This window comes from Amycolatopsis roodepoortensis, from assembly GCF_014873915.1.
GTDB lineage: Bacteria > Actinomycetota > Actinomycetes > Mycobacteriales > Pseudonocardiaceae > Amycolatopsis > Amycolatopsis roodepoortensis.
This window is the reverse complement of record NZ_JADBEJ010000008.1, coordinates 235,582-261,305: the sequence shown is the minus strand read 5'-3', so window position 1 is coordinate 261,305 and position 25,724 is coordinate 235,582. Positions and strand designations below refer to the sequence as shown.

The following is a 25,724-nucleotide window of genomic DNA, read 5'->3' as shown; positions in this document are numbered from 1 at the left end:
CTGGCTGGCCTCCCCTGCCTGTTCGCTCCGTCTCGTATCCACCGCACTCTCCCGCGTAGCTCCCGCCCCGAGGGTACCCAGAATACGACCCGTGAACGCGCGCCATCCGTACGTGAATCGTTATCCGCGCTTGATCAACCGGGTGATCCTCGCCGTGGCGGGCTTCAATTCCTCGACCTTCAAGGCCATGAGCACGCCGAACGACACCACGATCCCGACCGCCGTCTGCAGCAGAAGTTTCACCCAGGCATGGAAAGTAGGCCCGAACGAGTCGGGGACGATCTGCCCGGCGAGCCACGCCGCGCCGACCCCGAGCACACTCGCGACGACCGTGAAGAGGATCACCCCGAGAACCCGCTTGCTCCGGAGATTCCCGAGCGTCACCCACAGCCAGACCTGACCGAGGATCGCCCCGACGACGAACGTGAGGCCGTTGACCATCATCACGCCGAGCACGATGTTGTCCGGCGAGAGCAGCGCGGGGCACAGGTACAGCAGCGGCACCTTCACCACGGTCATCACGATCATGATCAGCACCGGCGTCCGCGCGTCCTTCATCGCGTAGAACACCCGCATCTGCAGCATGACCAGCGCGTACGGCAGCAGCGCGAACGCGGAGATGGCCAGCGCCTCGCCCATCCGTGACGCGTCCTCGACGGTGCCCTTGCCCAAGGTGAACAGGGCGATACCGACCGAACCGCCCACCACGGTCATCACGGCGGAAATCGGCACGAGCATCACCGTCGAGATGCGGGACGCGTAGGACAGGTCGCCGATCAGCTTCTTGTGGTCGCCGTCCGCGGCCGCGCGGCTCATCCTCGGCATGATCGCGGTCAGCAGCGACACGCCGATGACGCCGTACGGCAGCTGGAACAGCAGCCACGCGTTGCTGTACGCGGTCACACCACCCTGCGAACCGCTGGTCAGGACGCGGGTCGTGATCGTGTAGCCGATCTGGCTGACCGCGACGTAGCCGACGGTCCACAGCGCCAGCCCGCCGAACTCCTTCATGCGCTTGTCGATGCCCCAGCGCCATTTGAACTTGAACCCCGACCGCAGCAGCGGCGGGATCAGCAGCACCGACTGCGCCACGATGCCCGAGGTCACGCCGATGCCCAGCGTCAGCAGCTTCGGGTCGGTGATCGACACCGGATCGGTGGAGATGTTCCCCGGCATGATCCACACGACGAGGATCGTGAAGATGACGACGAGGTTGTTGATCACCGGCGCCCACGCCGTCGGGCCGAAGATGTTCTTCGCGTTCAGCACCGCGGACAGCAGCGCGAACACGCCGTAGAAGAAGATCTGCGGCAGCAGCAGGTACGCGAACGCGGTGACCAGCTCGGGATTCGCCTGGCCCTTGTCGTCGACGTAGAGCTTGGTGATCCATGGCGCCGCGAAGACGGCGATCGTCGTCCCGACCACGAGCAGCGTGCCCGCCACCGTGACCAGCCGCTGGGTGTACGCCTCGCCGCCGTCCTTGTCGTCCTGCGACCGCACGAGCAGCGGGACCACGAGGCTCGACAGCACGCCGCCCATCAGCAGTTCGAAGATGATGTTCGGCATCGTGTTGGCGACGTTGAACGAGTCGTTCTCCACCTGGGCGCCGATGGCCGCGACCAGCAGCAGCTTCCACGCGAAGCCGGTGATGCGGCTGATCAGCGAGGCGATCGCCATCCGTCCGCTGGACTTCGCGATCGACGGCGCCTTCGCCGGAGCGGCGACATCCTGCTCGCCGGTGTCCCCCGGCCGCGGTTTGACCAGCGGCGCGTCCTTGATCGCCGGCATGACCTGCGTGGCGAGCTGGTCGTACGGGCGGAGGACGTCGGGGTCGGCGACCGGCCAGCGCGATCCCATCGGGACGCCGGGGGTGCGCGGGATGAACCGGGTCGCGTCGGGTTCGTCGCGCCGGTCGACCTGCCACGGGCGGACCGGTGGCGGCTGACGGCGCCCGCGATGCGGCGGCGGCGGTGTCTGGTGGAGCGCCTGAGGCGGTTGGGCCGGAGGTGCCGCCGGACGCCGCGGCGGCGGGTTCTGTGACGGCTGCGGCAGCGGCGGGCCCTGCGGCGGCGGAACCGGCTGACGGCGGGTCGGCGGCGGAGGCGTCCCCTGGGCAGGAGGCGCCTTCCGCGGCGGTGCCTGGGGCGGGGTCTGCGGTGGCCTCAGCCGCCGTGTCTCGTCGTCGGGACGGCCCGCCACCCGCTGGCGGCGGCCGTCGACCGGCGGTGGGGGCGGCGGCGTGGCCCGCCGCGGCCGCTCACCGCGTTCGGGCGGAGGCTGCTGCGGGGGCGGCTGGCGACGCTCCGGACGGCGTGCCGGCCCATCGGTGCGGCGGGGCGGTGGCGGAGTGCCTTCGCGCCGGGGACGGCCTGCACGCTCGGGCGGTACACCCGGCTCTCTTTCCAACGCGTGCCCAATCCTCGGTGCTCGGCTACGTGATGCCCGGCGGCATCGTTCGACCCAGGGTAATCGGCAACGGCCGGAAACACTTAAACCTGTGCGTCCTCGGTCACACGCGGGGCGGTTTCGTTCGCCCGATCGGCTCGCGAGTCCTTGATCCTCCGGTAGATCCGCCGGGACGACAGGAGCAGCAGCGCGCCGGCCGCGGTGATGGTGATGATGATGGTGATCGCGCCGTATTCCGTGGACGTCAGCTCGAAGCGCGCGGCCGAACCGAGCGGGGTCCCGTCGGGCGTGGTCAGCGAGACGTCGACGCTGAACCGGCCCGCCCGCAGCGCCTCGACCGGGAGCAGCCGGTTACGGGCGCTGTTGGCCGGGACCATCTGCGCCTGCAACAGGGTGTCGTCGGTCGGGCGAAGGCCGACGTTGTTCTTCAGCGCGACCTGGACGGCGACGCCGACCGGCAGGTTGTTGGTGATGAACACCGGCAGCGGCGCCGCGCCGGACGCCAGCGCGATCGTCTGCTTCGGCCGCTCGACGGTGACCTGGCTGCGGATCGCCTCCAGATCGCCGCGGGCGTTGCCGGTGACGGTGGCGGCGTCCGCGCCGCGCCACGACGTCGACGCGGCCCGGATGAGGGCGAGCCGCACCGGGGCGATCACGTCGGCCGGATTCACCCGTTTGGTGGCGTCCATCGTCATCGCGGACGACAGACCCAGGGTCTCGTTGTCCAGCTGGGACATCTTCGCGGTGACGTCGCCGCTGGTCGCGGCCGACAAATCCTTCGGGTCGTAGTTGACCGACGCCGTCCCGGAGGGGCTTTCGCCGAGCAGCTCGGGCAGCGGCGCCGACTTGAGGAGACCGGCGGTGTAGAAGTCGCCCATCCGCTCCAGGAACGTGGTGAGTTCGGTGCCGGTCGCGGCCCAGTGCCGCGGGGGCGCGATCAGCAGCCGCGAGCGCCCCGGCCCCTCGTTCTGCCCGCCGAGCCCGGCGCGGAAGGCGATGGCGCCGAGCCCGTTCTGGGTCGACTCCGAGCCGTTCAGCGCGGACGAGATCAGCGCGTCGATCGGCTGCGCGCGCAGGTCCGTCCCCTCGATCGACACCCCGCTCGAAAGCGGCGTACGGGACTGGAGCTTGCCCGAATCGGTCAGCACGGTCTTGACGCCGGCCTTGCCGATCGCTTCGAGCGTCTGCGAGTCGAGGGCGCCGCCGGGCCACAGGACGCCGTCCTGCGGCTGGATACCGAGCAGGTTCTTGATCGTCCCCGCGCCGCCGAGCGCGGTGGTCATGAGCGCGGTGTCGGTGGCGTCACCGGCGCGGACCTTCGTCAGCGCGGTGAGGTCGGCGTCGGCGAACGGGAGGGTGACCACACACCGGCCCGCGACCAGCGCCTTCAGCCTGCCGAGCCAGTTCTTCGCGGTCTCGACACCCTTGCCGGGGGCACCGCCGGCGATCTGGTAGCCGCGGGTCATCCCGTCGACGGTCGCGACCAGGTCGGGGTCGATGGCCAGGCACAACGACGACGAGACCTTCGTGTCGGCCTCGGCCGCGCGCGCCGCCTCGACCAGCGAGTCCAGCCGTCCGCCGGCGGCCAGTTCGTCGGCCAGCCGCTCGTCCGCCAGGGTCAGCGGGCCGCCGAGCGGGGCGGAGACGACGTGCACTGCGCTGTTCGCGATCGGCCACAGGAGGCTCGTGGACGGCGCCGACGGCGGACGTGACCCGGGAGCCTTGCCGGGAACGCCGAGCACCGGCATCAGCAGGGTGACCGCCGCCAGCCGTTCCGGACCGCCGAAATCCGGGGTGCCGTTGACGTTGACCAGCAGCGGGTACACGCCGGTCTTCGGGAACTGGAGCTTCGACGACGGGCCGAGCGGCACGGACAGGTTCAGCGCGGCGCTCTGCCCGGGCTCCAGCTCGTCCGGCTCGAGGTCGACGAACTCGGTCGCGGCGAGATCCTTGAACTTGTCGCCGGCGAGGACGTCACCGATCTGCTGCTCGGTCTGGAGCCGCGTGCCCAGCTGCAGCCGGACACCCAGTTTGCTGATCCGCCGGTCACCGACGTTGGTGACCCGGCCGGTGACGGCGAGCGAAGCCGACGTCGAGCTGATCACGCGGGGGTTCAGCTGGTCGAGGTCCACGCGCAGCCGGGGCTGCTCCTGGGCCTGCGCGCCCGCGACGGGCAACACGGTGAAGACCAGGAACAGGATCGACAGGACAGTGGCGGCAAGCCGCTTCACTCAGGTGCTCCCTCGGCGGTGTGCTGTTGCTGCGCGAAGAGTTCTTTGGCCTTCCGGACCAGCTTGCGCTCGTCGGAGTAGGCGAGTTTGGTCTCCAGGTCGGCGAGCGGGACCCAGGCGACCTCGGTCACCTCGACATCCTCGTCCGAAAGTTCGCCGCCGGTGGATTCCAGGATGAAATGGTGCACCGTCTTGTGCACGCGCCGTCGCTCGGCCACGAACCAGTAGTCGATGGTGCCGAGGGGCTCCAGGACCTGCGCGGAGATGCCCGTCTCCTCTTTCACCTCGCGCACAGCCGTCTGCTCCACCGTTTCACCGTCCTCGATGTGGCCCTTCGGCAGCGACCACAGCAGTCTGCCGTGCCGGTCGAGCCGCCCGATCAGCGCGGCGTTCGCCCGTTCGGCGTCGACGACGAGTCCGCCGGCCGAGGTTTCGTCGACCGTGGTCAGCCGCCTTCCCCGCCTGCGCCTCCGCCGGCGGCCCGGCTTCGGAGCGCCGGAGCGCCCGGCTGATCCAGACATGCTGCGATGCTAGAGCAAACGGCGGTACAGGTACGCTGGCTCTCCGTGCCCATGGTGGGCAGGGTCGTAGTAAGTACCTCAGTAAGTACATCCAAATCGTGGTGGGATTGTCGTGAACAAGGTGGTCGCCGGGCAGGCGATTGCGGGGAAGAGCACTGCGATGCAGAACGCCGTGACCGAGCTGATGCGCATCTCCCCGCTGGCGGACGAGCTCGCGAAGCTGTTCGCGAAGGCGGGGCACAGCCTGTACCTGGTCGGCGGCAGCGTCCGGGACATGATGCTCCGAAGGCTGTCGAGCGACCTCGACTTCACCACCGACGCCCGTCCGGACCAGGTGCTCAAGATCGTCAGCACCTGGGGCGACGCGGTGTGGGACGTCGGTATCGCGTTCGGCACCGTCGGCGTGACCAAACAGGGCATGACCCTGGAGATCACCACGTTCCGCGCCGACAGCTACGACCGCGTCGGCCGCAATCCCGAGGTCACCTTCGGCGACAGCATCGAGGGAGATCTGCTCCGCCGCGACTTCACCGTCAACGCGATGGCGATCGACCTCGCCAACAAGACCTTCGTCGACCCGCACGACGGCCTCCAGGCCCTGCAGGACAAGGTGCTCGACACGCCCGCGACCCCGCAGGAGTCCTTCGCCGACGACCCGCTGCGCATGCTGCGGGCCGCGCGGTTCTCCGCGCAGCTCGGATTCACCGCGGCGCCGCGCGTGGTCGACGCGATGTCGTCGATGGCCGAGGAGATCGACCGGATCACCGCCGAGCGTGTGCAGACCGAGCTGTCGAAGCTGCTGCTGGCGGACGACCCCCGGCCCGGGATCGAGCTGCTGGTCGACACCCGCCTCGCCGACCGCGTGCTGCCCGAGGTGCCAGGGATGCGGCTGGCGATCGACGAGCACCACCAGCACAAGGACGTCTACCAGCACTCGCTGACCGTGCTCGCGCAGGCGATCGACCTGGAGAAGACGCACGAGCCGACTTCCGAGCCGGATCTGATCCTGCGGCTCGCGGCGCTTCTGCACGACATCGGCAAGCCCGCGACGCGCGAGTTCCAGCCCGGTGGCGGCGTGAGCTTCCACCACCACGAGGTCGTCGGCGCGAAGATGGCGCGCAAGCGTTTGCGCGCGCTGAAGTTCTCGAAGGAGATCGTCCAGGACGTCAGCCAGCTCGTGTTTCTCCACCTGCGGTTCCACGGCTACGGTAAGGGCGAGTGGACGGATTCCGCGGTGCGGCGCTACGTCACCGACGCCGGCGATCTGCTGCCCCGGCTGCACAAGCTGGTGCGCGCCGACTGCACCACGCGCAACCGCAAGAAGGCGGCCGCGCTGCAGGCGACCTACGACGACCTCGAGCGGAGGATCGAAGCCATCCAGGCGCAGGAGGACCTCGACCGGGTCCGCCCGGACCTCAACGGCGAGGAGATCATGCGGATCCTCGGCCTCAAGCCCGGGCCGGACGTCGGCAAGGCGTGGAAGCACCTGAAGGAACTGCGGCTCGACCGCGGTCCGCTGGAGCACGACGAGGCGGTGGCCGAACTGCGGAAGTGGGCCGCCGAGAACGGCATAGGCTGAGATAAACCCCGTTGGTCTCTGGATCCACGCGGCGTAACCCGAGATACTCCTGCCGGTGCTCCGGGCAGGGGGAAGATCCATGGCGAAGCGGCCGCCCAGTTTTCTGGTGACGTTGCTGCGTCGTGGCGCGCCCGCGCTGGCGACGGCGACGAGCGAGCTGTCGGACGAGGTCGGCGATCCGACGCCGATGCGCGCGCTCCGGCGGATCCAGCACATGTCGGGTCCCATCGACACGGCCCATCGCGACAACCTGCTGCTCAGAGCCGCCCGCTACGTCGCCCTCGTTCCGCTGGTGTACCGGCTCTTCGCGGTGCCCGGCGCGTTCGGCGTCTACGTCTCCACGCACGGCATGATCGGGATCGGGCCGGTCGGGCTGGTGGCCCTCGGCTCGGCGGCGCTCTCGCTGTACGGCATCCGGTGGATGCTGCGCTCGGCGCCGTTCCGCCCGCAGCACGCCGTCCGGCTGCTGGCGATCGACCTCGTGTTCACGCTGCTCGCGCCGCTCGCGGTCGGGGCGCTGGTGCCGGCTTCGGTGTTCACCGAGGCGATGGCGATCCCCGGCAAGCACCTGCTCGGCGAGGTCGCCCTGCTGGCGCTCGCGCTGGGCATGCCCGCCGCGGCGGCGCTCGCCGTCGGCAGCTTCCCGGTGCGGATGCTCGCGTCCCTGCTCGGCACCGGCCAAGCCGCGCCCGGCGACGCCATGGCCACCTTCCCGTCGATCCTCGGCGTCCTCTTCACCGCCAGCGGCGCCCTGGTCCTGATCGGGCTCGGCACGCGGCTCGCCCTCGCGTACGGCATCCGCAACGGCCGCATCGCCGAACGCGCCCGCCAGCACCGGATGCTCCACGACTCCGTGCTGCAGACCCTCGAAGCGATCGCGCTGGCCAACAAGGGCGACCCGGCCACGCGCCTCGACGAGGTACAGCGGCTGGCGCGGGCGCAGTCGCTGGAGCTGCGGCGGACGATCGAGACCGAGGCCTCGGAACGGTCGGAGGCCGGTTCGCGGCCGCTGGGCGAGAAGCTCGCGTCGCTGGCGGCGGAGATGGCGCGGGACGGGTTGCGCGCCCAGCTGGTGATCGCCGAACTCGACGACGACACGCTTTCGGAGGTCCGGCAGATCGCCATCCGCGACGCCGTCCGCGAATCCCTGCGCAACACCCTCAAACACGCCGGGACGGACAAGGTCGTCGTCCGGGTCGAGGAGCAGGAAGGCGGCGTCGCGGTGATCACCCGTGATCACGGCGCCGGGTTCAGCCCCGACTCCCGGCCCGCCGGATTCGGCATCAGCGAGTCCATCACCGCCCGGCTGAACGAGGTCGGCGGGACCGCCAGGGTGGAGTCGGCTCCGGGCAATGGCACCAGAGTCACCCTTTGGGTGCCTTTCTGACGGTAAACAGGAGAACATGAAGAAATCGGACCTCCTGGCCGAAGCGCTCACCGCGTACCGAGACGGTGACCGGGCCACGGCAGCGGACCTCGCGGAGCGTGCCGGATCCACGCTCGGCATCGAACTGCACCGGTACCTGACCGAAGGCGGCGGCGGTGACGTGTACGACCAGCCCGCCGCGTTCACGGCGTTCATCCGCGGGGGCGGGAACGTCAAGCTCTACCGGCAGCTCAGCGCCATGCTCGCCCGGCGCTACGGCAGTGTCGGTTCGCTGCTCGACCTCGGCTGCGGCGACGGGCTCGCCGTCGTCCCCGCGCTCGAACAGGCGGACCGGCAGCCGGGCCGGATCGATCTGGTCGAGCCGTCGAGCGCCCTGCTCGCGGAAACGCGGAAGCAGCTCGACGGCACCCACGGCCTGCACACCTGGGACGCGACCGCGCAGGAGTTCCTCGCCCGCGACGACGACCGGCAGTGGCAGCTGACGCAGTCGACCTTCGCGCTCCAGTCGATCCCGACCGGCGAGCGGACCGAGGTCCTGCGGGCGCTGCGGCCGCGTACGTCGTGTCTCGTGCTCGCGGAGTTCGATGTGCCCGAGTTCGACGAGGGCTCCCCCGAGTACCTGCTTTCCCTGGTCACCCGCTACGAACGCGGGATCGCCGAGTACGGCAAGGAGGCGTCACTGGTGGCGCAGGGGTTCCTGCTGCCGATCCTGCTCGGCCTGGTCAAACCGGGGGCGGACCGCACGAACTGGGAACAGCCCGCCACCGATTGGGCTTCGCAGCTCAAGGAAGCGGGCTTCACCGGCATCCGGATCGAGCCGCTCGCGGACTACTGGTGGTCGCCCGCGGTGCTGATCACCGCTTCCTGAGCCGGATCACGCCGGATCTCGCGAGTTACGCCCCCAATCACGCGAGTTACGCCTCCAGTCACGCGAGTTACGCCCCCAGGCACGTGAGTTCCGGCTTCAGTCACGTGTGCACAGATGCTGGAACCCCGCCACTCGCGTGATTGAAGGCGACACACGCGTGATTGAAGGCGTAACTCGCGTGATCAGAGCCGGATCACCTTCAATCACGCGAGTTACGCCCCCGGACACGCATGTTCGGTCTCGGCGCACCTACTGGACGCGGGAAATCGCACCGGTTTCGAGGTGCTGGGCGAGCGGCCGGGGCAGCACGTAGGCCACGGCCCCGCCCGGCGTCCCGTTCCACGGCGCGGTGATGCCGGTGACCACGCGCAGCGGCCGCACGACGCGGTAGAGCCGGCGCTCGCGTTCGCGGTCCGCGGCCAGCGACGTCTCGATGAACCGCGCCGATTCGGCGTGCACGAGGTTGCCGGTCTCGTTGCCGAACCGCTGCACCGTGGTGCCCGACGGCAGGACGACGATCCGCTTGCGGCGGAAGAAGTTCAGCGGCGGCTCGCCGCGCAACGGCAGGATCGGCCAGTCGGCCGGGTTGTCGGACTCCTCGTTCGCGCCCACCGCGCCTCGCGCCGGGTACAGCAGCAGGGTGCCGAGGAAGAAGCGCGCCGCCTCTTCGAGTTTCGCGAACACCACCGGCTCGTCCGTCGGCGGACGCGAGACCTCCCAGCCGCTCTCGGTGCGGCGCAGGGTCCACAGGCCCGGCTCCGGTACCGCGTTCGCGCCGATCCGGTACGACGTCGGCGCCACCCCGTGCTCGGCCAGCCGCTGGTACAGCACGTCCAGCACCTCGACGGCCCGGATGTCGCGCGTGGGCTCACCGTCGCGTTCGACGCGGGTGCGGGCACTTTCGTCCGGCAGGTCCGCGGCGGTCTGCGGCGGCCGTGGCTTGCCGACGATCTCCGCCTCCGCGGTCGCCCGCACCAGCTCGCCGATCAGCGGCGGCCGGAATCCGGCGGCCCGGATGTGCTCGATCAGCTCCGGCTCCGGCGGCACCCCGTACTTGCGCAGGTAGTGCGGAACCGCCGCGGGCCAGATCCACACGCCGTCGGTGTGGAAGGCGTTCGGCACGTCCGGCGGGCCGTTCGGGGTGAAGATGTCGGGCTGCGGACCCGGCCGGGTCAGCGCCACCGGCGAGCGGAAGAGGTAGTCGAGGACGCCGCGCATCATCTCCGGCGGCACCGGCGGCCGGTTGACGACCGGGCGTTCGCCCTCGTTGTGCGCGTCGACGACCTTCGCGTGCCGGAACACGACGTCCAGCGGCAGTCCCGCCTTGGCCGAAAGCCAGGCCGGGACGTGTTTCGTGTCGCGCGGGAAGATCGCGAGCTCGGTCGCGTACGCGCGCGGCGACGGCTTCCCGCCCTCGTTCGGCGCGAGCCGCCAGGTCGGTTCCTGCTCGGCGTCGAAGTCGAAGTCGAAATGCGATTCCGAGTCGAGCGTGAAGGTGCCCTGGAACCAGGTGCCGGTCTCGGGCTGGTGCATCGCCGCACGCAGCCGCGCGAACAGCGAACCGAGCTCCGGCGGGGCCGCGATCGACACCGACACCGGGCCGTTGCCCTCGTCGCCGACCGAGCGGACCTCGAGCTCGGAGTAGTCGCCGACCTGCCGGAACTGGGCGCCGACGCGCTGCCAGCCCGGCGGCAGCACCCGCAGCAGGGTCCGGCCGATGGCCCGCAGCAGCGCGCCCTGGTCGCCCGTGCCGATCGCCGGACGGGCGTCCGGTGTCTCGACGAAGTCGTGCCTGGTCTGCCACAACGCCGTCAGCCGCGACGGCGAGACGGTGGTCGAGAAATCCGTCAGGCCCAGTTCGGCCGCGCGGGCCGCGTCCTCGCCTGCCCAGCGCAAGGTCAGATCGCCGCCGCCGGTGTTCGGCGCGATCTGGAAGTGCTCGTCGTCGAACCGGCCGTACGACTGGAGGCTGAAGGTCGCGCCGACCTCGCCGTTCAGCACGACCCTGGCCGGACGGCCGTTCCAGTCGCGATCGAAACCCTCGGGCGCCGCTTCCCCCGGCGGCGCGATGAGCAGCAGCGTGCCGTCTTCGGTCGACCGCTGGGCTGCGAAGACGGTGTCCCCCCAGACGGCGTACAGGCCATCCGGCCGCTCCGCCGCTTGAACCCGGTAACGCACTATGTGTCCCCTCCCCAAGTACCCCAAACCGGAGGTAAATCTAGTGGGCCGGATAGCGGGCGTACCACCGGTCGTCACCCGGTGCGCTCCCGCCGAACTCCGCGAGCGCGTCGTCCGCCAGCCGTCCGATCACCTCGGCCAGTTCCAGCTTCTCGAGCCAGTCCGTCCGCAAGGCCTGTTCGCCGTACATCGCGCCGACGAGGTTCCCGCAGACCGACCCCGTCGAGTCGCTGTCGCCGCTGTGGTTCACCGACACGAGCAGCGCGGTGTTCGCGTCCGTGGTGGTCAAGGCGACGTAGACCGACATGGAGAGCGCGGTTTCGCCGATGTTCCCCTGCCCGAGCGATTCGAGCTTCTCCGGCGTCGGGGCGCCTTCTTCGGCCAGTGCGAGCGCCTGGTCCAGCGCGACGCTCTGCTCTTCGTGCCCCTGGTACTTCTCCAGCTCGGCGCGGGCGGTCGCGACGGCGTCGAGCAGCGGTTTCCCGACCAGCAGTTCGCGCACGATCACCGCGAAGGCACCCGACGAGAGATACCCACTCGGGTGACCGTGCGTCAGGGCCGCGCTCTCGGCACCGAGGCGGAACACCTCGGCCAGGTCGTCCGACCACAACGCGACCGGTGCGGCGCGCATGATGCCGCCGCAGCCCTTCGAGTTGTTCACCGGCTTGTCCATACCGGCGCGCACGCCCGTCTTGCCGTACGCCTCCAGCTCGCTGAAGCAGGTGAGGCCGGGCGCGCGGCGGCTGAAGAGCTCACGGTTCGTGATCAGCCAGCCGTCCGGCTCCGCGCTCGTGTCCTTCGGCCCGCGGGCGCGCTCCCACGAGACGCCCTGGGTGTGCAGCCAGCGCTGGTAGGCCAGCTGGAGCGACTGCTCGACGGGCTCGGTCCCGTGGTGGGCGCGGATCAGGCCTTCCAGGGTGAACAGCGTCATCTGGGTGTCGTCGGTGATCCGGCCGACGCCGCCGTACGCGGGGATGAGGTCGGTGATCCCGGCGGGTCCGGCGATCTCCCGGATACGGTCGATCGAGTCGAACTCGGTCTTCGCGCCGAGCGCGTCACCGATCGCGCCGGCGAACAGGCTGCCGCGCAGCCGCGACCTGGTCGCCGGATCTTGAAGCCACTCGCGCATTTCTCTACTGATCTCCTCGTGGATACCGGTTCGCGTCCCAGCGCCGCCGCTCTTCGGGCTCGCGGGGCAGGCCGAAGCGGTTGAAGTAGTAATACGCGTCGCCCGCCATGGCGTCGACGACGCCGAGGTCGGCGAACGCGGCGAGCCAGGACTCCGGCAGACCGGGCACGGTGAGCCTGGCGCCCACCATCGCCCCGGTCAGCGCCGCGGTCACGGTGCCGCCGCGCGCGGCCAGCGCCAGCGCCGCTTCGGCGTCGTAACCGCGTTTCGCGGCGGCGAACAGCGCCCGGCCGAGCACCGAAAGCGGTGTCCGGCCGTCACCGATGCTGTCGAACTGCTCGACGTCATCGCCGTCAGTGCCGTCAACGTCATTCCGGAGGTCGAGCACGGTCTTGACCAGCTCGCCGACCTCGCCGCTGTACTCGTCGAAGCCTTCGAGGAAGTTCGCGACCGCCGGTTCGCCGTTCCGGGCGGCGAGCTGAGCGCGGAACACGTTCACCAGCAGTTCGGCGCCGTGGACGACCTCGTGCCCCGCGGCGGATCCGACCAGCTCTCGGACGACCTTCATCGCGTAGAACGTGCTGTCGGCCGGACCCTGCACACCGCCGGTCACCGTCGCGGCGAGCGCGGTCGCCAACATGGCCGAGAACTCCGCAGGGGCAGGCCCCGCGCCTTCGGTGGCCTTGGCGACCCAGCCGTCCGGACGCCCGCCCGCGGGCAGCGACGCCGGGATCTCGGGCTTGTCCGGCGTCGGGTCCAAGCCGCGGATCACCGATTCGGTGTGGAACAGCAACTGCCGGGTCAGCCCGCCGAGTGGCAGGCCGCCGGCGGGATCGGCGCCGGAGCCCAGGGCGTCTCCGAGCGCGAAGCCGACGTACGCGCCGAGGAGCCGCGGGTACGCGAAACTGCCGATGGGGAGCGTCGGGTCGTAGAACTTCCCGAAGGTCCAGGCGGCGGGGCGAGGTTCGCCGTTGTCGTAGAAGTGCGTCACGAGGCCGTTGGCGAACAGATCCTCGGGCAGTTCCGGCAGCGGGCGGCCGTCGTGCTTCGCCCGGGAGCGCTCGAACGCCAGCGTCGCCGCCTGCGTGTAGCGGGTGAGCTCTTCGCTGCTCAAGGGGTAGCCGTTGTCTCGGGCCTGATCGACGAGGCTCCGCAGGTTCGCGACGGCCGGAGAGGCGTACTCCCCGCTGAAGTACGCGGGACGCCCGACGGACTCGGGACGCTCGGTGCCCGACGGAAGGCCGAGGTCGGCGACCTGCCGCAGCGTTTCCGGATAGACGTTGAAGGTCTCCGGACGGCCGGGGTTGACCAGCAGGCCGACCCCGGGGTTGTCCTTGGCCCGGCGCAGGAGCGCGCGGGGCTGGACCCGCTGCCACGCCGTGTACTCGGACGGCATTTGCGCTTCGGACGTGTAGACGACGAACCGCGCGCCCGCGTCACCGAAGTCGCGGGCCTGCAGGTGACCGTCCTTGATCGGGGCGAGGACGTCGAGGTCGAGCATCCAGTGGACGAACTCCTCCGGCGTGATCCACTCGACGCGCAGGTATCCGAGCAGCGTCTCGACCGGGCTTTCCGGTGCCGGGCGGCCGGAGAACCGCGGCCCCGGCCGGTGATCGGGGTTCGCGCGGACCGCGCCGGTCGGCTCGCCGTACAGGGTGTGCTGCTCCCAGCGCAGGATCGCCGCCTTCGGCACGGGCAGGCCGGGTACCGCGTTCGGATCGAACTCGGGATCGACGATCTCCGCCCACCGGGTGAACGCGTCGGTATCTTCGCCTGCCGCCGAAACGGCCATCAGCTCCAGGTCGAGGCGGATCTCGCCGCCGTCGTCCGGGACGAAGGCGACCGGGCTGGGGAACAGGCCGGCGCCGGGGTCGGTCCCGTCGAGCCAGCCGACGGTGTTGTACGTGACGTTCCAGCCGTCGGTCGCGCGCACGACGTAGTCGCGGCGCACCCGCAGCGCGCCGGTGCCCTCCCCGCCTCGGCCCGCCAGCCACTCCTCGACGCGGCTGACGGCTTCCTCTTCGTTCATCGTCCCCATTCCAGTTTCACCAGCGCGGATACCGCTGGGCCCAGCCGTCGACCTCGTGCAGCGCCGAGTGGCGGTCGAAATGCCAGAACGCGTCCGTGGCGATGTTCTCCACCAGGTAACGCAGTTCCAGCTGCTCGACCCACTTCTGCGGCAGCCCCGGGATGCCGGTGCGGGCGCCGAGCAGGGCACCGGCGATGGCACCGGTGATCGCGCTGCGGCCGGAGTGGTTGACCGCCCGCAGCAGCGCCTGCTCCGGGTAGTTCTCGAAACCGGACAGCGCCGCGAACGCGCGGCCCAGCACCGAAAGCGTGCCCTTGCCGTCGCCGATCAGCTCCGGGACCCGCAGATCGGGCAGGCCGTGCTTGCCGAAGAACGGCACCGATTCCGCGACCATCGCCTTGAGATCCGCCCAGACCGGCCCCCGCTGGTGCGGGTTCTGGTCGCTGAAGATCTCCCGGGAGGTGTTCCAGACCGGGTAGCTGAACGCCTCCGCGGTCAGCGCGGGCTCGAACAGCCAGGTCAGGTAGGTCGCCGCTTCGACGTCGACCTCACCCGGGTGGGTCACCGCGACGAGGTCGCGCACCGCCTGGCGGACGCCGCCGCTCATCGCGGTCCCCGGTCCGGCCGCGGTCATCGCCGCCGGCAGCGCCGCGACCAGTGCGTCCGGTCCGCTCATGGGCATCGCCGTGGGCGAGATAGTCGCCAGCGCGTGATAGGCGTTCAGTTCGGCGTCGTCGGGGGTGCGGCGGACGCGCAGCTCCGGCACCTTCACGAGCCAGCCGTCGGCGTTGTCCAGCGGCGCGCCCTGGGTGTGCAGCCAGCGCATCAGCGAGTTGCGCGCGACCGTCCCGAGTGCCTTTTCGGCGTCGCGGTTCTCCGGCTGCTCGCGATGCGGGCTGCGGATCACGGCCTCGGTGTAGAACAGCAGCCGCTGGGTGAGCGGCCCGATCCGGCCGGGCAGGTCGAACGCGACCGGCAGATCGGTGACGCCGTCCGGGCCGTAGGTGCTGTGGATCTCGTCGAGCCGCATCCGGTCGACGGCCGCGCCGAGCGCCTCGCCGAGCGCGAAGCCGACGTACGCGCCCGTGACGCGCTGCCAGCCGTAACGCGAGCTGGAGCGGTCTCGCTCGAAGTACTTGCCGAAGGTGTCCAGACGCGGCTGGATCTGGCCCTCGTTGTCGTAGCCCGGCGCCAGGCCGTTGGCACGCAGGTCGTTCGGACGGCCGCGGGGCGGTTCCGGCTGCCGGAGCCGAGCCAGCCACGACTGCCCGAGGACGGTCTTCTGGCATTCCTCGGCGCTCAGCTCGAACCCGCGGCGGCGGGCCCGTTCGGCGGCGGCCAGCGGCGGCTTGACCGGCTCGGACAGGCCCATCTTCGCGGCGGTGTCGACGGCCAGCGCCTCCAGCTCCGGGTCGGCCTCCGGGCAGCGCTCGTTGACGTCGACGCCGGGGCCCCGGCGCGGGAACCGGAGCGCGGTCTCGGCGAGTTCGGCGCCGCTGACGTCCTCGAACGTCGCGGGACCGCCGTTGATCACCAGGTTCGGCGGGCTCTCGTAACCCGCGAGGGTGGCGATGTCGACCTTCCAGTACCCGTGCTCACGGGACGGGAGGTTCCTGGTCGAGCTGAACACCCGCAGCTCGGCGCGTTCCTCGTTGAAGTAGAACCGTTCCGTCTTGCCCGACGCCAGGTCGAGCGGGACGTAGACCTCGCAGCGCAGCAGCCCGATGAGCAGCTGTTCCCTGGTCAGCCAGCCGACGCTGGCGAACGACAGCAGCGTTTCGAGCTTGTTCTCCGGCTTCGGGTAGCCGCGGCGGACAGGACCGGCCTTGTACTCCGGGTTCTCCCGTTCCTCCCCGGTCTGCACGCCTTCCGCGTTGACCTTGACCCAGCCCGCGACGACCGGCGGCGGGACACCGAGGTCACCGAGCCCGGCCTTGGCGTACTCCGGGTCGACGACCTCGCGCCAGGCCTCCTGACCGGGGAACGCGACCGGGACGCTGAGCCCGCCGGGCTGCGGATGCGCCTGGCGCAGCTCGCCGTCCGGTTCGCGGACGATCACCGACGGCGGCGGGAAGATCTCCTTCTCGGCATGACCCTCGTCGAGGAAGGCGATCGTGTTGTAGGGGACCGACCAGCCCTCGGGGATGCGCAGGACCTTCTCGTGGTCGACGCGCAGGCCGGCGCCGCCCGGTTCGGACACGTCCGGACCGTGGACCGCGCGCAGCCACTCTTCGACCTTGGCTACCGCTTCCGCCGATTCCACCTACTCGATCCTCTCCAGGCTGCCGTCGGACACGTGCTCGGCGATGGTCCTCGGGAGCACGTAGGCCACCGCCCCGCCGGGCATGTTCGCCCAGGGGACGGTGACACCGATGATCACGTGGAGCGGGCGGCGCAGCCGGTAGGTCCCACCGACGCGCTCCCGTTCCAGCGGCAGGGACGTCGTGGCGAACCGTACCCCTCCGTGGTGAACCAGATTGCCGGTCTCCTCGCCGAACCGCAGTACGACCGTACCGGCGACCATCCGGCTCACGCGCTTGTTGCGGAGCAAGGTGAGGGGAGGCTCACCCGGCGCCGCCTGCACCGGCCAGTCGGCGAGTTCCTTCGCCGTCTCCAGTGGTGTCTCGTGTCCGGCGGTCATCCTCGCCGGATGCAGGAGGAGCGCGCCGAGAAGCTGATGTGACGCGTCTTCGAGCTTGTCGAAGTACTTCGGCGACACTGGAGAGCCGTCCGAATAGGCCGCGACCTCCCAGCCCTTCTCGGTGAAGTTGAGGCACCAGGCGCCGTCCGCGCGGTCGCCGATGCGGTACGCCTCCGGCCAGACGGCGTGCTCGCCGAGCCTGCTCACCAGCACGACCAGGAGTTCTTCGTCGGTCAGCACCGGATTCGGCGACGTCTCCAGCTCCGCGGCGATGTCGCCTTCGGTCTTCTTGACGTCGGAGCGGCCCGGCTTCGGCCGCGGTTTGCCGAGCAGATCCGCCTCCGCGGTCCGCCGCACGAGGTGCTCGACGTACGGCGGCTGGAACCGCTGGCCGCGGATGTGCGCGACCAGGTCCGGCTCCGGCGGGATCCCGTATTTCCGCAGGTAGTGCGGCACGGACGCGTGCCAGATCCAGGTGCCGTCGGTGTGGTAGCTCTCGGGGACGTCGGCGTCGGCTTCGGGATCGAAGATGTCCTTCCCGAGCCCGCTGCCGGAGAGGATCGCCGGCTCACGCTCCAGGTACTGCGCGATCAGCGGGGCTTCGGACTCGTCGAGCTCCGGTCTGTCCACCACAGGCGGCTGGCCCTCGGTGTACGCGTCGACGATCCGGGCGTGCCGGAACTCGACGCGCAAGGGCAGCTGCGCGCGCAGGCGCCACCAGTCGGGGACATGCTCGTCGTCGCGCGGGAACGCGGCCAGCTCGTCCGGGTACGCCGAGGCCCCCGGAGGCCGGGTCCACGCCGGTTCGTCGTCGAGGGTGAAGTCGAAGTCGAAGGTGCCGTCGGGTTTCAGCGTGAACCGCGACTGGAGCCAGGTCCCACGGCCGATCGCGTACATGCCGGTGCGCAGCCTGCCGAAGAGATCGGTCAGCTCGGGCGCGGGCGTGCAGTTGTGGCCCTCGAGTTCGGTGTGGTCCCCGGCCTGCCGGAAATCGGCGACGGCCGGATGCGCCGCGTCGGCGGCACCCGAGCGGATGAGCTTGCCGATCTCGACCAGCAGCCCGCGTTGCTGTTCCGGAGTGAGTTGTTCCACGTGAATCATCGCGCCCGGTTCGGGAAACGTGGTTCCGCCTGGAAGGTCGGCGGCTCCCCGGCGGCGCGGCGGGCCAGCTCGTCCTCCCACATCTTGAAGGTGCGTTTGCGCAGCGACTGGATCAGCGCCGATTCCTGCGGTTCCACGCGGCGGTTCTCCCGCTTCGCCTGCGCGTACAAGCCGTCGATGGTCTCGTAGAGCGCGAAGATCGGTCCGCCGCCCTTGAGTTCGTACGCACGGGCGCGCTCGGTCTCCTGGACGAACTTCTCTTCGGACACCTTGCTGATGTCCGAACTCGCCATCGCCCACATGACCTCACGCACGTGCTCCGGCTTTTCGTCGAACTCGCCGGTGCTCAGGTTGAGGAGGAAACCGGTCAGGCCCCCGTCGGGGGTCGGCTCGACGCGGTAGGTCTTCCCGAAGTACGTGTAGAAGGACGGCGTCTGGCTCACGTGTTCTCCTCAGGAGGCAGGCCCTTGCGGAGACCGGCCATGAACTTCTCCCGGACCCGGTCCATCAACGCGGCTTCCAGCAGGGCCTGTTCCGGGGACAACCTCTTCTTGTTGTTCTCGTCCAGTGTCCGGTTGTACGTCGGGAAGTCGCGGCGGACCTCGTACAAGGCGTGCTCGTAGGCCGACACGGTGTCGATGTGCTTCAGGTGCAGCCGCAGTTCGGCGACGTGCCCGTTCGGCAGCCGGACGTTCATCTGCAGATCGCGGTACCCGCTGTCCTGCGGATTCGCGAACCGGTCGTCGAAGCTGACGATCTCCAGGTCCGGATCGTCCATCACCGCGTTCAGCGCGTTGTAGACGTCGGCCAGCGTCTCGAACTGGATCTTCACGCCCACCAGGTCGGTCAGTTTCGACGCGTCACCGTCGTAGCCCGCGATCTTCGCCTTGGCGCGGTCGTCGTCCTTCGGACCGGGCCTGCCCGACGCGTCGCCGTTGTTCTCCTCCGCGATCCGTTCGGCGATCCGGTTCAGGTCGCCCTGGTTCTGGGGCCACGCCTGCCGCTCGGCGTCCAGGAATTCCTGGATCTTCGCGTCGTCGCCCTTGTCCGCGCGATCGAAGCCGGCGTGGTACTGATCGCCGGGCTCCACGTCGGCGGCGATGTCCGCCGCCGCGTTCGCGAGGTCCCGCTGCTCCTGCGTCAGCGGAGTGTCACCGGGGCCGTCCTCGCGGACGTCGTCGATCATCTGGTAGCCGCGTTCCTCGACGTCACGCAGGGCGTCTTCGAGGATCGGGATGGCTTCCGGATGCAGCAGCAGGCTGCCGATGGTCATCGGGTTGTTCAGCAACGAAGCCCGCAGGTACGCGTTGTCCGGGTGCTCCATCAGCCGGACGAGTTCCGGATGCGCGGGCAGATGTTCGCGGATGAAGTCCCGCATCGGCCCGACGTCGTGCTTGACCCCGTTCTCGTCCTCGTGGACGGCCCGCTTCTTGTCCGGGTCCAGCCCGTCCACCGCGGCCGCGACCTCGGGATCGTTCAGGAACCGCTCGGCATCGGCCCGGTCGTTCTGGGCCGGCTCGTCGTGGGCCATGCCGTAGCCCGCGTCGTGCGGCGGCGTCACGATCGGACGGCCGTCCGGCCCGATCCGCGACGGCTGCACGTCGGGCGTGTTTTCCATGGCGTAAGCGATGCGCGGGTCGACGTGCTGCGCGGCCGGGCCCTCCGGGACGCCGACGTGCATCAGCTTCATGCTCAGCGGCGGATGCGGCAGGTTCATCAGCGCGCCGGACTGCGGGTCGATGAACGCGACGCCGTCCCGCGTGTTCGCCACCATCGCGACGTGTCCGCGCTCGACGCCGTTCTCGTCGAGGTACTTCACCGCCACGACCGCGTGGTGATCGGTCGGCATGCCCCGCATCTCGCGGATGACGGTGTCGTAGTCGGCGCGGTCGGAGAACTGCCCGCCGAACCGCTCTTCGACGTGCTCCAGCGTGCCGCGGCTGTCCATCTCGTGCACGAGCAGCGGGTCGGCGGTCGAGTCGATGCCGTTCAGCCGGTCCATGTACGCGCCCGGCGTGCGGGTGCAGTTGGAGCGGTAGCCGTTCGCCAGCGCGTCGGGGTCGTTGAAATGCGGGTTGACCTCGCCGAGCCGCGGGTGCCGGTCGGCGATGTACGCGGCCTGCTGCGCGGGGCTCGCCGAACCGGCGTGGATCGCCGGTTCGCTCGGCGGGTTCGTCGCGACCGCCATCGACGAGTAGTCCCGCTCGGGCGTGGGCAGCTCGATCGTGTCATCGGTGACGGGCTGCTCGCCGTACTCGGGTCCCTTGTCGGCGTCCGCGACGCTGTGCTGCGCCGGGTTCTCCGTGGTGACGTGCGGGGTCTGCGGCTCGTCGAAGCCGCCGAGGCGCGCCATCGACTGCGCCTGGGCGAGACGCGCGAGTTCCGGCGCCTCCGCGGCGTGCCGGGCCCGCCGCTCGTCCATCTTCTGCTTGGCGGTCTCGGGGTCGAGGTAGCGCGGGTCGCCGGGAGTGACCTCTTCGGCGTGGATGACCCACTTCGGCCGGTCGACCAGCGGCGGAGTCTTGAACTCCTTGCTGTGCACGTAAAGCTGGGTGGCCGGCTTGTTGATGGCCTCGTTCTCGCGCGGGTTCTCGGCGAGCGACGAGACGTCCTTGCCCGTCTTCGAGACGATGTGGATCTCGACGTCTTCGCCGAATTTCGACTTCGTGTCCGGCGAGGTCTTGATGGTCGAGCTGGTCATCGTCGGCTCGGGGACGGTCTGGCCGGGTTCGTAGTGCGCCGCCATGATCGCCGCGGCCCGCATGTCACCCTTGGTGTCGATGCCGCGGATGGCCTCGCCGTGGAAGTCCGGCAGCTCGTTGAGCGCGCCGACGATCGCCCGGGTGCTGCGCTGGGCGTTCTCGAAGTCGGGGTGCGCTTCACCCTTGCGGTTGGCTTCGTTGATCGCGTAGGCGTGTTCGCGCGAGTACGAGTAGATCGCTTCGGCGGCCTCGGGCGAGACGCGGTCCTTCAGCGGGCTGGCTTCGAGCCGCTTGAGCGCCTTCTCACGAGCCTGCTCGGCGAGTTCGGCGCTGTCGTAGCGGTCCCGGAGGCTCTTGTGATCCTCGGGCGTGCCACGGAAACCGTCGTCGGAGAGGTAGCTCTCGTCGATTCGCGCGGGGGTTTCTTCCGGGCCCTTGAGCCGGTCGGCGATGTCGAGTTCGGTCTTGGGCGCCTGCTCCTGGACCGGCGTTTCGGAGTGCGTGCGCTCCGGTGCTTCCGGCGTGTGCGGTGCGTCGCCGCCGCCCATCGGCATCGCCTTGATCGACGTCGGATCGTCGGGCAGCGTCGCGAGCCGCCCGGTCATCGGGTCGGCGAAGACCACGCCGTGCGGCGTGTTCACCGCGGCGACGATCCGGGTCTCGATCCGGTCCTTGGACCGCGGCGAGCCTTCCGGCGCGTTCGGATCGGCGGCGGCGTGATGCTCGAACGCCACCGCGGTCCGCGCGCCGACCGGACGTTCGCCCAGCTCACGAGCGATGTCGGCGAAACCGTTGCGATCCGACCACTGCCCGCCGAGCCGGTCGCTGACGTGCTGCAGCGGTGAACCGCCCGCCGACGGCGCGGCGACCGAGTCTCCGCCGTTCATCCGGTCTTCGAACGCGACCAGCGCCTCGGCCGAGTTCGTCTGGTAGCCGTCCTTCCACGATTCGGGCGCGTAGTAGTTGCGGGTGTTGGCCTCGCCGATCGCGGGGACCTCGTCCATGAGCAGCCGGACCTGCTGGTGCGGCGTCTCGGCCGAACCGGCGTGGATGACCGGCGTCCCGCCCTCTTCGAGCGGCTTCGCCAGCTCGGACCAGCCACCGTCGGGGACGTGTTCCCTCGGCGGCTTGGGAAGCTCCCGGACCGGGGCGTCGGTGACGTCGACCCAGCCGCCCTTGCCGTCGGCGACCTTGGTTTCGAGCCCCGCGAGACCCTTGTTCTGGAACAGCTCCGGGTGATCGCGGCGCAGCTGGGCTTCCTGGTCGGCGGCTTCCTGCGCCAACCGCTCCTGCACGGCGTTGTTGTACTCACGCCGTTCCGCGACCTTCTGCTGCACCTGCTCCGCGGTCAGGTGGCCGTCGTCGCCCTTGACGACCTCCTCGCATTCGACGATCCACTTCGGCAGGTCGTTGGGCGATCCGTCGTCGAGGCGCTTCTTGTACTCCGGATGCTCGGGATGCCCCGGACCCATCTTGACGTCGGTGACGCGCAGCTGCGTCGCCGATTTCATCAGGACCTCGCGTTCTTCCTTCTTCGAGGCGAGGTCTTCGATGTGGCGTCCGGTCTTCGACTGGATGCGCATCTCGACTTCACCCGGGAAGGTGCTGCGCGGATGTTCGGCGGTGACCCGCGACGTGCTCAGCATCTGCGGGTCGACGATGACCTTGCCCTCGGCGTGCGCTTCGAGGAAGGCCCGGATCGCGCTCTCGTTGCCGTTGAAGTTCACCCGCCGCGAGACGAGGCCTTCGTAGGCGGGCATCTCGTTGAGGCCGGAGGTGATCGCCTCGATGTGCGGACGGAGCGCTTCCAGCTCCGCGCCGCCGTGACGCTGGGCGTGCGTGATCCGCTCGGCCATGTCGGTGCGCGTGTAGCTGTGCACCGCGTAGGCGCCCTGATCCGACATCTCCTTGACGCGCGGATCCTCGTGGGCGTCGCGTTTGGCGAGACCTTCACGGCGGACCTGTTCGCTCCGCGCTTCCCCGGTGTCCTTGTCGAAACCGCGCTTGTCGATCTGCGTTTCGGCGAGTGCGCGGTAGGCGGCGGGATCGTCCGTGTGGAAGTCCGGATCCGTCAGGTACGGCTCGTCGACCGTGGTCCGGTCGTCGGGCGTGACGTCCTGGGGCGCCTCGGCGTCCTTGGGGGTCTCGGTGTCCTTGGGGACGTCCGTGTCCTTCGGAGCCTCGGTGTCCTTGGGAGCGGCGACGTCCTTGGGAGCCTCGACGTCCTTCGGAGTGCCGGTGTCCTTGGGAGCGGCGACGTCCTTCGGAAGCTCGCTGTCCTTGGGCAGGTTGTCGTGGCCGCGGTCCTGAGGTGCCTGCTGCGGCGCGTGCTCCACCGGTCGCACCGGCGGCTGCTGCTGCTGCGGCGGACGCTGCGGCTGCTGAGGGCCCGCGTTCGGGTCGTGGCCAGGACGCGGTGCCGGGACCTGCGGCGGACGCTGCGGACCACCGAACCGCGGCGGCTCGGCACCGGGCGGCATCGGCCTGCCGGGCTGTCCCGGATGCCCCGGCTGACCGGGGTGGTGACCGGGTGGCGGCGGCATGGGGCCGCGGTTGCCCGGGAACGGCCCGTTGCCCGGGTGCTGGGGCCGCGGCGGAGGCGGCGGATAGCCCGCCGGACCGCGGTTACCCGAAGGCGGACCGGGCGGAGGTGTCTGCGGACGCGGCGGGACCCCGCCGTTCGGACCCGGACCAGGTCCAGGCCTGCCCTGATAGCCCTGAGGCGGCCTCGGCGGACCCTGCGGTCCGGGCGGCTGCGGCGGTTGCTGAGGACGCTGACGCGGCCCGCGGTCCTGCGGGTATCCACCCTGACCGGGGTGCTGCTGCGGCGGGCGAGGGCCCATCGGACCGGGCTGACCCTGCGGTCCTCGCGGTGGCATGGGGCCACCACCACCGGGAGGCGGCGGAGGCGGCGGCGCGAAACCACCCGGAGGTGGCGGCTGCATCGGCTGCTGGCCCTGGAAGGGCATCGGGGCAGGCGGCTGGTCGAACCGCGGCTGCTGGGGCCCGCCGTTGCCCGCGAAACCCGCGGCCTGGACGCTGTCGTTCGGCCGGACCGGCCGGGACGGATCGTGCCCGGGGGGCGGGAAACCACCGCCGGGAGTGGGTCCGTTGCCGCCGGGTGCCATGCCGTAGCCACCCGACGGAGCGGGCGAGCCCGAACCCGGGTTCGACGCCATGCCGTACCCGCCCGAACTCGACGGCGCGCCCGTGGAAGCGGCGGGCGGCATCGCGCTGGACTGCGAAGGACTCGGCGACGGGCCCGGTGCCGGACCGGGCGCGGGGCCCTGTGACGGGCTCGGCGCTGGGCCCGAAGCGGGCGCCGGCGCCGGACCACTCGCCGGTGTCTGGGCAGGGCTGGCCGCCGGTGTCTGGGCCGGTGCCTGCTGCTGACCGGCAGCGGCTTGCTGCTGCTGACCGGAACCGTTGTCGGCGGCGGCCGCCGGAGCGTTCTGGTGGGTCTGCGCCGCACGCTGACCGTCACCGGTGTTCGCCGGGGTGTCGGCCGGACGTTCCGGGGCCTGCGTCGAGGACTGGCTGATCCGGTCGCTGTCCGCCGCCCGCTGCGGGCCGCTTTCGGAGCGCGGCTGCGGGTCGGCGGAGCCGTCCGAACCGCGGCTCGAAGCCGCCTGACCGTCCGAAGTGGACCGTGGCGCCGGATCCGGCGAAGAGTCCGACCGCGAAGAGGAACCGGAATCCGAAGACGAACGCGGTTCCGATGAAGTGCCCGAATCCGAAGACGAACGCGAGTCCGAAGAAGAAGAATCCGAGCCAGACGAAGAACGCGAGTCCGACGAAGAGTCCGAGTCCGACGAAGAACGCGAGTCGGAAGAAGAGCGCGAGTCCGAGGACGACCGCGAGTCCGAAGAAGAGCCGGAATCCGAAGAAGAGCCGGAATCCGAAGACCCCGGAGTACGCGAACCCGTCCCCGCATCCCCGGTATCCACATCCGGCGTGGAAGGACCCGAGTCGCCGGGCGTGTTCGCGGCCTTGATGTCGCCGATCTGGCTCTTCGCCCCGTCGACACCTCCGCCGACGGCCCCGCCGGACGCGCCCATCAGCACGTCCTTGGCCGAAAGCTTGTCCAGATCCCCCGTGACGGCGGCCTGCCCGACCGTGCTGGCGACCCCTTCCGCCGCACCGCGCACGGCACCCCGCGCCGCGCTGTCGACGATCTGGCCGCCGACGCTGTCGGAAAGCCCCTTGGTGGCGCCCTTGCCGATACTGCTGCTGCCCGCGCCGACCACGCCGTCGACGGCGCCGCTGATCGCGGAATCCTTGGTCTTGCTGAAGTCCCAGCTCTCGCGGTCGCCCTTGGCCATCTGCAGGCCCTGGATACCCGCGTCCATGGCGAGGTTCATCGCCGTGTTCTGCAGGACCTCTTTACCGATCTTCTTCAGGCCCTCCTTGAGAAGTTTCTCCAGGAGTTCCTTCGCGACCTTCTTGAAGCCTTCCTGCGCGAGCTTCTGCATCAGCTGCCGGAAGATCATCTGGACGGTCATGCGGGTGGCGATCTGCGCCGGCGCGATCCCGGCCGTCGACCCGCCGAACGTCACCGCCGCGGCCGCGATCATCGCGACGATCTGCGCGGCCAGGATCACCAGCGAGATGATGATCATGTACTTCGTGTACTCGACGTCCAGCGCGGTCGCGTTGCACGAGTCGCCGAGCGCCTTCGAGGAATCGGCCAGCGACTTGAAGTAAGCCTCGTCGCCCTCGACGAACTTCTTCCAGGCTTCGGCGAACTTCTCCGCGCCCTCGCCGCTCCAGCCGCCGATGACCTCGGTGGCGCCCTTGGTCGCGGTGTCGGCGATCGGCTGAATCGCCCTCGACGCGTTGTGCCAGGCGTCGCGCAGTTCGCGGAGCTTGTCCTCGTCGCCTTCGGGCCAGCTTTCCCCGACGACGATCGGCAAGAGCCACTTGACCGCGTCGGGCATCTCCATACCCACGGC

General features: G+C 70.2%; 13 protein-coding genes. 3 read left to right on the top strand and 10 right to left on the bottom strand.

Annotation, left to right across the window (positions count from 1 at the left end; all coding sequences use genetic code 11):
• Positions 1-120: 120 nt before the first annotated feature.
• The 3 genes from murJ to H4W30_RS38795 all read right to left on the bottom strand — a co-directional run bounded on the left by murJ (position 121) and on the right by H4W30_RS38795 (position 5,158).
• Positions 121-1,857 (bottom strand): murein biosynthesis integral membrane protein MurJ, encoded by a 1,737-nt coding sequence (gene murJ, locus H4W30_RS38805; RefSeq protein ID WP_225950901.1) that lies wholly within the window; start codon positions 1,855-1,857, stop codon positions 121-123.
• A 632-nt stretch (positions 1,858-2,489) separates the two neighbouring features.
• On the bottom strand, positions 2,490-4,637 hold the full coding sequence (locus H4W30_RS38800) for a DUF6049 family protein (RefSeq protein WP_192747294.1): 2,148 nt from the start codon (positions 4,635-4,637) through the stop codon (positions 2,490-2,492).
• Positions 4,634-5,158, bottom strand: a complete 525-nt coding sequence (locus H4W30_RS38795; protein ID WP_192747293.1) for an NUDIX hydrolase — start codon at positions 5,156-5,158, stop codon at positions 4,634-4,636. The genes H4W30_RS38800 and H4W30_RS38795 overlap by 4 nt, the downstream gene beginning before the upstream one ends.
• A gap of 160 nt (positions 5,159-5,318) precedes the next feature.
• Here H4W30_RS38795 and H4W30_RS38790 point away from each other — a divergent pair, with 160 nt between their 5' ends.
• The 3 genes from H4W30_RS38790 (at position 5,319) to H4W30_RS38780 (ending at position 8,992) form a co-directional block, all read left to right on the top strand.
• The gene (locus H4W30_RS38790; protein ID WP_192747977.1) at positions 5,319-6,737 is read left to right on the top strand and encodes a CCA tRNA nucleotidyltransferase; all 1,419 of its coding nucleotides are present in this window, start codon (positions 5,319-5,321) and stop codon (positions 6,735-6,737) included.
• A gap of 79 nt (positions 6,738-6,816) precedes the next feature.
• A complete protein-coding gene (locus tag H4W30_RS38785; protein WP_192747292.1) occupies positions 6,817-8,124 on the top strand; it encodes a sensor histidine kinase in 1,308 nt (435 codons plus the stop codon).
• Positions 8,125-8,140: 16 nt separating this feature from the next.
• Complete coding sequence (locus H4W30_RS38780) at positions 8,141-8,992, top strand: class I SAM-dependent methyltransferase (protein ID WP_192747291.1); 852 nt, start codon at positions 8,141-8,143, stop codon at positions 8,990-8,992.
• A gap of 249 nt (positions 8,993-9,241) precedes the next feature.
• On the opposite strand, the gene H4W30_RS38775 is transcribed toward H4W30_RS38780, so the two are convergent.
• From H4W30_RS38775 to H4W30_RS38745, 7 genes are read right to left on the bottom strand one after another with little or no spacing between them, the layout of a single operon-like run.
• A complete protein-coding gene (locus H4W30_RS38775; RefSeq protein WP_192747290.1) occupies positions 9,242-11,170 on the bottom strand; it encodes a TNT domain-containing protein in 1,929 nt (642 codons plus the stop codon).
• A 40-nt stretch (positions 11,171-11,210) separates the two neighbouring features.
• The gene (locus H4W30_RS38770) at positions 11,211-12,299 is read right to left on the bottom strand and encodes an ADP-ribosylglycohydrolase family protein (protein WP_192747289.1); all 1,089 of its coding nucleotides are present in this window, start codon (positions 12,297-12,299) and stop codon (positions 11,211-11,213) included.
• Between the two features lie 4 nt (positions 12,300-12,303).
• Positions 12,304-14,328: a YrhB domain-containing protein gene (locus H4W30_RS38765; RefSeq protein ID WP_192747288.1), complete on the bottom strand. Its 2,025-nt coding sequence runs from the start codon at positions 14,326-14,328 to the stop codon at positions 12,304-12,306.
• A gap of 16 nt (positions 14,329-14,344) precedes the next feature.
• Positions 14,345-16,591 (bottom strand): ADP-ribosylglycohydrolase family protein, encoded by a 2,247-nt coding sequence (locus H4W30_RS44665; RefSeq protein WP_192747287.1) that lies wholly within the window; start codon positions 16,589-16,591, stop codon positions 14,345-14,347.
• Entirely contained in the window at positions 16,592-18,061 is a 1,470-nt protein-coding gene (locus H4W30_RS38755; protein WP_192747286.1) for a TNT domain-containing protein, read from the bottom strand.
• A 5-nt stretch (positions 18,062-18,066) separates the two neighbouring features.
• Complete coding sequence (locus H4W30_RS38750; protein ID WP_192747285.1) at positions 18,067-18,513, bottom strand: hypothetical protein; 447 nt, start codon at positions 18,511-18,513, stop codon at positions 18,067-18,069.
• On the bottom strand, positions 18,510-25,715 hold the full coding sequence (locus tag H4W30_RS38745; RefSeq protein WP_192747976.1) for a WXG100-like domain-containing protein: 7,206 nt from the start codon (positions 25,713-25,715) through the stop codon (positions 18,510-18,512). The genes H4W30_RS38750 and H4W30_RS38745 overlap by 4 nt, the downstream gene beginning before the upstream one ends.
• Positions 25,716-25,724 lie beyond the last annotated feature (9 nt).